A 13888-nucleotide genomic window follows, 5' to 3' on the forward strand; every position below is an offset into this window, starting at 1 on the left:
CACGAATGAAAAGCCATTAGAGATACAGAGTCAAGAACAAAATCAACATGTTAAAGAAAATAGCCCAGTTGATACAGTTAATGGTCAACTTACCGCCCATGGTAATGGCAGTGATGCAGTTACTTGGTCAACTTCTAACTTACAGGGACAGTTTGGTAGCCTCATTTTAGATTCGCAAACAGGTCAGTGGCATTACGTTTTAGATAACAATTCACCTCAAACAGATGCCCTATCTTCTGGCGAGCATCAAACCGAACAGTTTGTTATTAAAGCCACTGATAGCCAAGGGCATTCAGTCAACACACTTATCAGTATTGAAGTGGAAGGTACCAATGATCTCCCCACTATTTCAGGGCTGCACCATGCAAGTCTTAACGAAATGGGAACTGTTGATACTGTTAGCGGTCAATTAATTGCCACAGATCCAGACCATGCAGACACCTTAACTTGGGCGGTAACAAAGGCTTTAGGCCAATATGGGCACCTCATTATTGATCCCACTACCGGTGCCTGGCAGTATCAATTAGACAACAGTTCAGCAAGTACCCTTGGGCTACATAATGGTCAAGTAGTTACTGAAACATTTAGTGTTACCGCCACAGACAGTAGTGGATTACCTGTAAATCAAATCGTCAAAATTGAAATTCACGGTACCGATGAAATAGCCAAAATCAACGGCGTATCGAGTGCATCGTTAACAGAAGATAAAGATGTCGATTCAGGACAGCTACATATCGATGGGCAACTTAACTTACTTGATCCCGATGCAGGGCAAAATCATTTTCAAGCCTCTGTACTACAAGGCCAATTTGGTACCTTGTCGATTGACTCAAATGGTCACTGGACTTACACGGCTGATAACTCACAAGCCGTGATCCAGGGGCTTAAATCCGGTGAGGCACTCACGGATACCGTGCTGGTTCACTCGGTTGATGGCACCGAGCAAAAAGTCACTGTCACCATTAATGGTACGGATGATAAAGCCGTGATTGCAGGCACCTCAACCGCTTCAGTTAGCGAAGATAAAGACCTCTACCAAGGCCAATTGCGTGTCGATGGCGCGCTCACCGTCACAGATCCTGACAGCGGACAAAACCAGTTTGTTGCCACCAGTCTTCAAGGCCAATTTGGCACACTGTCGATTGACACAAACGGTCATTGGACTTACACCGCCGATAATGCTCAAAGCGCTGTTCAAGGCTTGAAAACCGGTGAGTCACTCACAGATACCGTGATGGTTCACTCGGTTGATGGCACTGAGCAAAAAGTCACTGTCACCATTAACGGTACTGACGATAAAGCGGTGATTGCAGGCAATTCAACGGCCAGCTTAACTGAAGATAAAGATGTTCATTCAGGACAGCTTCGAGTCGACGGCGCACTCACTGTGACTGATGCTGACAACGGTCAAGCCCAGTTCAACGCTGAAAGTTTGCAAGGCCAATTCGGCAGACTGTCGATAGATGAACACGGTCATTGGACTTATACCGCCGACAATGCCCAAGCGGCTATTCAAGGGCTGAAATCGGGTGAGTCACTCACCGATACTTTATTGGTCCACAGCGTCGATGGCACAGAGCAAAAAGTCACTGTCACCATTAACGGTACTGACGATAAAGCCGTGATTGCAGGCACCTCAACCGCTTCAGTTAGCGAAGATAAAGACCTCTACCAAGGCCAATTGCGTGTCGATGGCGCGCTCACCGTCACAGATCCTGACAGCGGACAAAACCAGTTTGTTGCCACCAGTCTTCAAGGCCAATTTGGCACACTGTCGATTGACACAAACGGTCATTGGACTTACACCGCCGATAATGCTCAAAGCGCTGTTCAAGGCTTGAAAACCGGTGAGTCACTCACAGATACCGTGATGGTTCACTCGGTTGATGGCACTGAGCAAAAAGTCACTGTCACCATTAACGGTACTGACGATAAAGCGGTGATTGCAGGCAATTCAACGGCCAGCTTAACTGAAGATAAAGATGTTCATTCAGGACAGCTTCGAGTCGACGGCGCACTCACTGTTACTGATGTGGATAACGGTCAAAATCAATTCCAAGCCACCTCATTACAAGGTCAGTTTGGTACTCTATCAATCAATGAATTAGGTCACTGGACCTACACCGCCGATAACTCTCAAACCGCCATTCAAGGCTTAAAAACGGGTGAATCACTCACGGATACCGTGATGGTTCATAGCGTCGATGGCACCGAACAGAAGGTGACTGTGACCATTAACGGCACCGACGATAAAGCCGTCATTGGCGGTACAGCTACGGCTTCAGTGACCGAAGACAAAGACCTCTACCAGGGACAACTGCGCGTCGATGGCGCGCTCACCGTCACCGATCCCGACAGCGGACAAAACCAGTTTGTTGCCACCAGTCTTCAAGGCCAATTTGGCACACTGTCGATTGACTCAAACGGTCATTGGACTTACACGGCTGATAACTCACAAGCCGTGATCCAGGGGCTTAAATCCGGTGAGTCACTCACGGATACCGTGATGGTTCATAGCCTCGATGGCACCGAACAGAAGGTGACCGTGACCATCAATGGCACCGACGATAAAGCCCAAATCGCTGGCGTTGATACGGGTTCAATAAACGAAAACAGCGCGGGTGTCGACATGTCACCCGACTATGCCCAACCAGGCATAGCCACACTTGGCAATACAACACTCTATGCTGATGGCAAGCTAACCATCACAGACCCCGATGTAGGCGAGTCAGGATTTGAACGCCAAGGCAGCAATGGTTATGACTATCACGGCACCTATGGCGATCTAATCTTACTCACCGATGGCACCTGGCATTACCATGCCGATGCTGGGCATCGCGCCGGTATAGGTGCTAGACCCACAACGCTTGGCACCGCTATTGACCAACTCGGTGAAGGCCAAAGCCTAACCGATACGATTACAGTCCATTCAAAAGATGGTACAACACACGATATTGTCATCACCATTCACGGCAGTAACAACCGTCCTTATTGTTCATCTGAGGTTATGCTTGCAAATGGTAGCGAAGATACACGCCAAACTCTGACGACAGCGCAATTGTTAGCGAATACCGTCGATGTCGATAAAAATGATGCCGGACTGCTAACCATTGAAAACCTACACGCCGACCATGGTTCGATATTAATTAATGGCGATGGCACCTTCACCTTTACCCCAGAAAAAGACTACAACGGCGATGTACACTTCAGCTATGACGTTAAAGATGCCCACGGTGGTATTACACATACAGGTGCAACCACCAACTTAGCTGCGGTTAACGATAACCCTGATGTGACGCCTTTAACCGACAGTGTCAGTGAGGGGGCCGATAATCATCACACCCTCAATCTGCTATTAGGTGCCACAGATAAAGAGGGCGACGCTTTAACCATCAGCCACCTTGAATATGCCATCGATGGTCAACCTCAGTCGAGCCAACTTCCAACGGGCATTACCTTAGATACTGATGGTCATACATTAATTGTTGATGCCACCAATCCCGCATTTAACCATTTGGCCAATGGTCAGTCGCAACAAATCGCTATCACTTATCAAGTAGAAGATGGCCATGGTGGAAGTACGCAACAAACCGCCACGCTTACGATTGCCGGGACAGATGATAAAGCCACACTGGTTTCTAATGTCATTCAGCTCACTGAAACACAAGCGCTGGATAGTGAATTTAAATCCTATAGAGGCCAGCTTCAGCTAATTGACCCTGATAGTGGTGATAACACTCAGTTTGTATTTAGCGGGAAGTATTTAGGTCAAGGTTTTGAGCCTGGTTACCTTGATGTTTGGCCTAATGGCACTTATCAATTCAAATTAGATGCTGGTACTAATCGTCATGCGGATGAGCTCATTGGTAGCCTACATGCTGGCGAGTCGAAGGAGTTCCCCTACGAAGTCGAAACCAGTGATGGTCAAAAGCTCACCATTATGGTGAAAGTGACCGGTGAAGATAACCAAGCAAAAATTGAAGTGACGCCCTACTCCAGCCTCAATAATCATGTTTACGAAGATCACACTTCCTTCGGCAATACCACCAATCAGCTCAGCAGTGGTGGCACGTTACAGGTCATTGACCCGGATCACGACCAAGCCGCTTTTATTGCACAAACCATCACCACCGCCGAAGGTGGGCGGTTCAATATCAACGTACAGGGCCATTGGTCATACAACATTGACAATGATAAAGTCCAACATTTAGGCGCAGGGGAAAGCTTCCAGCAAACCTTTACCGTTGAATCTATTGATGGCAGTGCTAAAAAAGATATCACAGTGACCGTTCACGGCACCAATGATACGCCAGTTGCATCAGCTGAAGTACGTTTATCGAATGGCTTAGAAGATAACCAAATAGTCCTCACCCCTGCACAGCTACTGGCCAATTGTAGCGATGTTGACGACAACGATATTGGCAAATTATCCATTGAAAACCTACAGGCTGACCACGGTGCTATTGCCTTAAATACCGATGGCACCTTTACCTTTACCCCGGAAAAAGACTATAACGGCGATGTCCATTTTAGCTATGACGTCAAAGATGCCCACGGTGGTGTGACACACACCGGCGCAACCACCAACTTAGCTGCGGTTAACGACAACCCTGATGTGACACCTTTAACAGACAGCGTCAGTGAGGGGGCCGATAATCATCACACCCTCAATCTGCTAGTAGGCGCCACAGATAAAGAGGGCGATGCTTTAAGCGTCAGCCACCTTGAATATGCCATCGATGGTCAACCTCAGGCAGGGAAAATCCCCGCAGGCATCACATTAGATACTGATGGTCATACATTAATTGTTGATGCCACCAATCCCGCATTTAACCATTTGGCAAATGGTCAGTCGCAACAAATCGCTATCACTTATCAAGTAGAAGATGGCCATGGTGGAAGTACGCAACAAACCGCCACGCTTACGATTGCCGGGACAGATGATAAAGCCACACTGGTTTCTAATGTCATTCAGCTTACAGAAACACAAGCGCTGGATAGTGAATTTAAATCCTATAGAGGCCTGCTTCAGCTAATTGACCCTGATAGTGGTGATAACACTCAGTTTGTTTTTAGCGGGAAGTATTTAGGTCAAGGTTTTGAGCCTGGTCACCTTGATGTTTGGCCTAATGGCACTTATCAATTCAGATTAGATGCTGGTACTAATCGTCATGCGGATGAGCTCATTGGTAGCCTACATGCTGGCGAGTCGAAGGAGTTCCCCTACGAAGTCGAAACCAGTGATGGTCAAAAGCTCACCATTATGGTGAAAGTGACCGGTGAAGATAACCAAGCAAAAATTGAAGTGACGCCCTACTCGACCCTCAATAATCATGTTTATGAAGATCACACTTCCTTTGGCAATACCACCCATCAGCTCAGCAGTGGTGGCACGTTACAGGTAATTGACCCCGATCATGATCAAGCCGGTTTTATCGCACAAACCATCACCACCACCGAAGGTGGGCGGTTCAATATCAACGTACAGGGCCATTGGTCATACAACATTGATAATGATAAAGTCCAACATTTAGGCGCTGGGGAAAGCTTCCAGCAAACCTTTACCGTTGAATCTATTGATGGCAGTGCTAAAAAAGATATCACAGTGACCGTTCATGGCACCAATGATGTGCCCATAGTCGCCTCGGTGATTTCAGGTCAAACAGCGACAGAAGATGGGGCATTTGCCTTCTCCGTTCCTGCGGGCACGTTTGATGATATCGACGCGAAAGACTCACTCACACTGAGTGCAGGCTCATTGCCTGGCTGGTTAAGCTTCGATCCCACAACCGGCACTTTTACCGGCACACCGACGAACTCGGATGTCGGCACCACACAAGTGACGGTCACTGCGACTGACGCACATGGCGCGACCGTCAGCACGGCCTTTGATCTCGTCGTGAACAACACCAATGACGCACCGACCTTAAACCCGATTGCTTCTGTGAGTGTCGATGAAGACGGACAACAGGCGACAGGTCAGCTAAGCGCGACGGATCCCGATACAGGTGACAGTCTGACCTATAGCGTGGCCTCGCCGGTGGCTGGTTTAACCCTCAATGCCGACGGTTCCTATAGCTTTGATCCGTCCAATGCAGCCTATCAGTCACTGCCTGATGGTCAGACACAAACCGTGACTATCCCTGTCACGGTCACCGACTCGGCCGGCGCGACCGATACCCAGAAGCTGACGATCACGATGACCGGCACCAATGACGTCGCTCGTATTTCTGGGGTTGATACAGGGACTGCGACTGAAGATAGCGGTTCTCATGGTTCCAATAATTTGATTGTCAGTGGGCAGCTTCGCGTCGCAGATGTGGATTCTGGTGAGGGTATGTTTACAGTGACTGGTCAGTCTAATCATCAGGCAGGACTTCATGAGCGTGGCACACCGGTCGCAGGTGACCATGGTCTCGGGCAGTTTGTCGTGCATGCGAACGGTACATGGACGTTTATTGCTGATAATACGAGCTTAAAGATACAGGCATTGGCTGAACATCAGACCATCCAAGAAACCTTCACTGTGCATTCTAAAGACGGTACCGCTCATACCATCACTGTAGATATTGTAGGCACAAATGATGCTCCTGTCGTTTCATCAAACGTGACTTTAGCGGCGGGCACCGAGGATACCGCAGTCACCTTGACTGAAGCGCAGCTACTGGCCAATGCATCAGATGTTGATCATGGTGAAACAGCACAGCTCAATGTACATAACCTCAGTGCAGACCACGGCACGATCACCGACAACAAAGACGGTACTTACACCTTCATGCCGGATGCTGATTATAATGGGGCTGTCCATTTTACCTACGACGTGCAAGACCCGCAGGGCGCGACAGTCGCTGCCTCTGCATCAATGAGCCTAGCGGCTGTGGCAGATACACCGATCGTGAATGTTGATATCGCGGATACGGCGGACAATGTTTTGAATGCCAGCGAATCTGGGACGGCTACTATATCAGGGGCGCTTGATCCGAGCGTGGCTTCCACACTGGATCGCATTGAAATCACCGATGGCACAACGACGGTCACCGTAGACAAGGGCAATATCAACGTTGCTGCAGACGGCAGCTATCAAACAACCGCAGATCTTTCCTCCTTAAAAGACGGAACGCTGACTGTGACGGCGCATGCGACAAGTCACGACGGTACAACCGCAACCTCGACTGACACGATCATCAAAGATAGCGTGGCCAGCGTGCACAATAACAACGCCAGCATGAACGAAAATCAGCCCAGCATTCATGGCAACTTGATTGCTGATGACGAAGCCGGTGTTCAAGTGACTGGCGGGCTCGGCGAACAACTGGGCAGCTATGGCAAGTTTGTGATCCATGCTAATGGCTCCTACACCTATACGCCTGATGCACGAGCGCAAGCACTAAACCTCAATGAGCACCAGCAAGAAACCTTCACGTTTACGGTCACAGACAAAGCTGGGAATACCGCGATAGAAACCTTCCAAATCTCGCTGACAGGGCGTAATGATGGGCCAGTGGTTTCATCGAGTGTGACTTTAGCGCCGGGCACCGAGGATACCGCAGTCACATTGACTGAAGCGCAGCTACTGGCCAATGCTTCAGATGTTGATCATGGTGAAACAGCACAGCTCAGTGTACATAACCTCAGTGCAGACCACGGCACGATCACCGACAACAAAGACGGCACCTATAACTTCACGCCAGATAAAGACTACAACGGCGAGGTGCACTTTACTTACGATGTGAAAGATGCCCACGGTGGTGTGACCCACACCGGCGCAACCACCAACTTAGCTGCGGTTAACGACAACCCTGATGTGACGCCTTTAACAGACAGCGTCAGTGAGGGGGCCGATAATCATCACACCCTCAATCTGCTAGTAGGCGCCACAGATAAAGAGGGCGATGCTTTAAGCGTCAGCCACCTTGAATATGCCATCGATGGTCAACCTCAGGCAGGGAAAATCCCCGCAGGCATCACATTAGCTGCTGATGGGCATACGTTGATTGTTGATGCCACTGATCCCGCATTTAACCATTTGGCAAGTGGTCAGTCGCAACAAATCGCTATCACTTATCAAGTAGAAGATGGCCATGGTGGAAGTACGCAACAAACCGCCACGCTTACGATTGCCGGGACAGATGATAAAGCCACACTGGTTTCTAATGTCATTCAGCTTACAGAAACACAAGCGCTGGATAGTGAATTTAAATCCTATAGAGGCCAGCTTCAGCTAATTGACCCTGATAGTGGTGATAACACTCAGTTTGTTTTTAGCGGGAAGTATTTAGGTCAAGGTTTTGAGCCTGGTCACCTTGATGTTTGGCCTAATGGCACTTATCAATTCAGATTAGATGCTGGTACCAATCGTCATGCGGACGATCTCATTGGTAGCCTGCATGCTGGCGAGTCCATGGAACTTCCCTACGAAGTCGAAACCAGTGATGGTCAAAAGCTCACCATTATGGTGAAAGTGACCGGCGAAGATAACCAAGCAAAAATTGAAGTGACACCATACTCCAGCCTCAATAATCATGTTTATGAAGATCACACTTCCTTTGGCAATACCACCCATCAGCTCAGCAGTGGTGGCACGTTACACGTAATTGACCCCGATCATGACCAAGCCGGTTTTATTGCACAAACCATCACCACCGCCGAAGGTGGTCGGTTCAATATCAACGCACAAGGTCATTGGTCATACAATATTGAGAATGATAAAGTCCAACATTTAGGCGCAGGGGAAAGCTTCCAGCAAACCTTTACCGTTGAATCTATTGATGGCAGTGCTAAAAAAGATATCACAGTGACCGTTCATGGCACCAACGATGCTCCAATTGCATCAGCTGAAGTGCGTTTGGCGAATGGCTTAGAAGATAGCAAAATTGTCCTAACCCCAGCACAGCTACTGGCTAATACTAGCGATGTTGATGACAACGATATTGGCAAATTATCCATTGAAAACCTCCATGTCGACCATGGTTCGATACTGAACAATGGCAATGGCACCTTCACCTTTACCCCAGAAAAAGACTATAACGGCGATGTCTATTTTAGCTATGACGTTAAGGATGCCCACGGTGGTATGACACACACTGGCGCTAGCACCACGCTCGCAGCGGTGAACGATGCTGCCCTGATCAATGGCCAGTCACAAGCATCAGCGAACGTCAATATCTTCGAAGATGGTGCAACGAGTCGTCTGACGGGGCAGTTAACACTGACAGATGTCGACAGTGGCGAAAATCAGTTTGCCACAATCAGTCAGTTAGCGGGGCAGTATGGTTATCTGTCAATGGATCAGCAAGGCAATTGGTCTTATACCTTAGACAATTCACTCGCTACCACTAATGGTTTGGTTGCCGGGCAAGTTGTGACCGAAAGCTTTACCCTTACCTCACCGGACGGCACTGCTAGCCACACCATCAATGTGCAAATTCATGGCCATGATGACACGCCAAGCTTGAGCGTTAATGAAGGTGGCGCGGGTAAATCTCTCGATTTACTCGGTGGACTGAGCAGTGGCACAGTGAGCCACATGCAATTTTCGACCGACGGTGTTCATTACACTAATCAGGTACCCGATGGCTTTATGCTAACGAGCGATGGCCATACATTACAGGTCGATCCGGCGCACAATAGCTACAACCATTTGGCCAACGGCATCGCCTTAAAAGTTGACATTAAGTATGAGCTACAACAAGGAGCTGGTAGCAATGTGCAGACATTGCAGCAGCAAGCTCAAGTCGTCGTCACAGGCACCAGTGATCGTCCAATCATTCACAGTTTTAATCCACATTCTCAGCAGAATAACGGCCCCGTTACAGGCAACTTACTGCAGGGTGCTACGGATGTTGATGATGGCGCTCACTTAGTGCTTCATGATGTGCAATTTCAAGACCCAGTAACGCATCACTATGTAACGGTTCAAGCTGGGCAAACTCATAACATTACTGGTGTTGGGGTTATCGCAATTTCAGCCAACGGCGACTACACCTTTACCCCTAACAATCAATTTAGCGGGCAAGTGCCTAATCTTATCTACCGCGTCACAGACACGAATGGTGATTATGCTGACAATAGTCAGAACAACTTAACTATTCATATAGACCCTTACCAAGCCCCGATCATTATTGCGCCATTAGCAGCGCCTGCGTCAGATATGCATGATGTACCACACGATTACGATAGTACGATTGTCATTGATGATATCGATGTATTAGCAAATATAATGGCTCATCAAGATGCACCAAATGATCCCGCTGACATCCATCATCAAAATGAGGATACCACTGAAACATCTCCGGTGCCGCTATCGGACTCACCGATTGACCACTATTTACAAATGGTTGGTTTGAACCATCAAGATATGGTACCTGCAATTGAATCACCAACATTTGATGCATTGCCAGGTACATATGCGAGTAATAACAGTAATATTGATATCGATATGCTCGACACATCGATACACGATCATTTCGACAATCCATTACAAGATGACGACATGGAACATCATAAAAATCATAATTTCGATTTGATTGATGAGCCTATCATTGAACATGACAGCCAATCGAATGATGATCTGCTGCATTCAGCATTAAACTCGATACACAACCAAACTTAACACTTTAAAAATACTTAAAAAAAATGCCTTGTCAATTTGATAAGGCATTTTTACATCAGCATTTATAAACGGTTAATTAAAAAACTGCTCTGCTGGTAAAGGCTTAGAATAAACATACCCTTGAATAAGGTATACGCCTTGCTGTGCAAGATAATCAACCTGACTTTGATGCTCTACACCTTCAGCAATCGTTGTTAACCCAGATTTTTCTGAAAATGAAATAATTGCATCAATAGTTTTAGCGTTAAATGTGTCTATTTGACCAATGGTATCGACAAACATTTTATCAATTTTCAAGGTGCTCATACCCAGTTTCTGGACATAACTAAAACCTCCATAGCCTGTACCTGCATCATCTAATTTAAGGTCGACACCCATTGCATAAAACTTATCTAACATGACACGTGCTTTTTCTAAGTCTTTAATGGGCATTCTCTCGGTAATTTCAAGCGACAAGCGATGATGACCAAATACCTTATCATCAATATAGCTTTTAACTAATGTTAATAGCTCATCAGATTCTAAATGCTCAGGCACAATGTTTACGCTAAAAAACATCGCGGGTTTGTGTTGACCTAAAAGCTGTATATCGTTAACTAAATGAACCAATAAGCTTTTGGTCATTGGAATAATTAACCCATTAGCTTCAGCGTAGGGGATAAATTGATTAGGAGGCATTAAGGAGCCATCTGCGCGTTGCCAGCGCATTAACACTTCACAGCCTACAACTTCTTTAGATCTTGAATCAACAATTGGCTGATAATAAGGAATAAACTCTTCTTTTTTAACGCCAATAAGTATTTGTCGATATGCAGAAATGGAATGCTGTTGCCAACGAAAATACAAATAGGTCACCCAGCCTGCAAAGGCTGACGCTATCAAAATAATAACAAACCAGGATATAGTACTGTATTGCTTATAAAAATCGTAACTACCTGATAGCTCGAACTTTGCATTAAAATAAGGGGAAGACAAGGTTACCTCTTCAGACACAAAATTGACCCCATCGTACTCATCGAACCCAAATGTCAAAAACGGATCTGAGTCGAAAGACATTTTGTATTCAAGGCAATTATCACAATCAACAGGAACAAAGTAACTTGGCTCTAATGGTATAATACTGGCGGTGTAAAACATGTCATTCACATGTTTTACTAACACTAACTCATGGTGAGTACTGTTAGAAAGCTCGACTACTCCTAAACTGTAATTTTGGCTAACTCGATGCGTTTTTACACTTGCTATCTCTCTAATTATTTCATTTGACTCGCAGTAAATAACATTGTTTTTAGTAACACCTAACCAACGAATAAAGTTTGCTTCAAACACGGTGCGCTTAAGTTGTGAAGCCAAATTGTCATTACAGTCGAAAGTAGCCAGTGAAATGTCGGGTAACTCATCTAATTTTTTAGCACTGTCTTGAAGAAGTCGCTGAAATTTATCGGTAAGTATTTGAGCATCACGCACTATCACTTGCTTTGCTATAAAATGATCGAGCCCCTTTAACCCCGCTAGTGAAATTGAAAATACCAATATAAACACAACGTAATATATTATTCGTCCCATGAATGACCACCTTAATTATTGCTTAAACTTAATATACCGAGTTTCTAAGCTTTAAGGTAGTTTACTTTTGTCACACCAATTTAAATAACTAAGTCATTCACTTGCCAATCATTTATTTGCTGGGTAATAGGATCAATAAACTGTAATCGCTTCGCCAGCAGCTGTAACGGTTGCTGATAATTATCATCCCCTTTAGGTTGTAATTCTGGGTAAAAACGGTCATACAAAATTGGCATCCCTAAACTCTGCATGTGTACTCTTAATTGATGGGTTTTACCTGTTACAGGTTCAAGTTCAAACAAACCTAAACCACGGTTAATTTGTAGCAATGTAATTTCGGAGTGGCTATTACTGACCCCATCAGCAATCTGCATGGTAAAACTTGGCACGCCTCGTTCTAAGCGATTTTTAACCGTCCAAGTTTGCGGTAATGCCGGTGTCGGCAACGAGTCATTTAGCTTAGCGACCGCTTGATAGGTTTTGCGGATTGTTCCATCAAGAAAAAGTTGGTGGTAAGCATGGCGAGTGTCAGGATTGACCGTCATTAACATCACGCCCGCGGTATCTTTATCTAGTCGATGGGCGGGCGCTATGGTGTCGATTCCTGTACGAATTCGCAATCGATGCACTAAACACTCATTAACGTAATCTCCGCCTGGGGTCACTGGCAAAAAATGCGGTTTATACACAATGATCTTATGTTCGTCCTGATACAAAATATCTTCGGTAAATGGCACTTTTTTCTCAACACTCACTTCACGAAAATAATACACTCGCTTGGTTTCTTCGTAGGGGGTGTTTGCCGTTATCAATTGACCACACTGCCAATGCACTTTTCCCTGCTCGATACGCTCTAACCACACCGCGGGCGGAATTTGATCAAATTTAGCCGTCAGAAAATCCAAAACAGTATGAAAGCGAAGACCGGAAGCACTAATACGCGGTAATACCACGTAAGAAGGTTGTGCAGCAATTGCGCCTAATGGTGAGGAGGCGTCGACAGAGTTTGATGACATAAGAGCAAAATAACAGGCAAAAGATAAGCTTATATTATCAGGTTATACATCAACATGGGACTTTAGCAGTTGCAGGACAAAATCCATGGTTTTATGGCAATTAGGCTGCTCAACCAAACGTAATTTATCTCGATTATACATAGGCAATACCTCCAGCCATCGCTGACTGACCCAAGTTGCGTCTTCTAGATGCACATGTGAATAAAGGTCATATAAATCGGGATTAACTTGATAAAACTGCTCCAGTGCTGCGCTGATAATTTCAAATTCACCAGCGATGGGCTCATGAAGCCAATTAGCACAAGGTAGGGTTCGCGCAATCCATACACCATTACGCTGTTTAGCTGCAGACAACACCTTTAAACGTTGTTTACCCTCAAGCACAATACTTAACGAGTTATCTTCTAATTGATGAAAATCGATAATTTCGCATTCGGTGACACTGCGATAACAGGGCAAGTTACTGTTAGATTTTAACGCCGCCATTGCCAGGCCATATTCGCCTTTCAACACCGACGCGACTAAGGATAGCTCACTGGCGAGAGCGACTCGAAACTCAAGCCGCCCATTTGGCAATAGCACGGCATCTTGAATAAATAACGCCATTTCACGTGATTGCATAACCGCCTCCTACACCTTAGGTGAAGTCGTATCAATAGCTAACGTCACAGAAAACGTTAACAATGATAAGTGT

The 13888-nt window shown here is 46.1% G+C and carries 4 protein-coding genes; 1 reads left to right on the top strand and 3 read right to left on the bottom strand.

From position 1 onward, the window contains the following. A partial coding sequence (locus tag ORI98_RS11260) for a VCBS domain-containing protein (protein WP_306135273.1) occupies positions 1 to 10612 on the top strand: 10612 nt, incomplete at its 5' end. Positions 10613 to 10684: 72 nt separating this feature from the next. Here the strand turns inward: ORI98_RS11260 and ORI98_RS11265 are convergent. The 3 genes from ORI98_RS11265 to ORI98_RS11275 form a co-directional block, all read right to left on the bottom strand. Beyond that, complete coding sequence (locus tag ORI98_RS11265; RefSeq protein ID WP_261299387.1) at positions 10685 to 12178, bottom strand: EAL domain-containing protein; 1494 nt, start codon at positions 12176 to 12178, stop codon at positions 10685 to 10687. Between the two features lie 80 nt (positions 12179 to 12258). Next, positions 12259 to 13194 (bottom strand): pseudouridine synthase, encoded by a 936-nt coding sequence (locus ORI98_RS11270; protein ID WP_306135274.1) that lies wholly within the window; start codon positions 13192 to 13194, stop codon positions 12259 to 12261. 42 nt (positions 13195 to 13236) lie between these two features. Continuing rightward, positions 13237 to 13815 carry an LON peptidase substrate-binding domain-containing protein gene (locus tag ORI98_RS11275; protein ID WP_261299389.1) on the bottom strand — a complete coding sequence of 193 codons (579 nt, stop codon included), beginning with the start codon at positions 13813 to 13815 and terminating at the stop codon, positions 13237 to 13239. Positions 13816 to 13888 lie beyond the last annotated feature (73 nt).

Source organism: Shewanella sp. ULN5, assembly GCF_030731885.1.
GTDB lineage: Bacteria > Pseudomonadota > Gammaproteobacteria > Enterobacterales > Shewanellaceae > Shewanella > Shewanella holmiensis.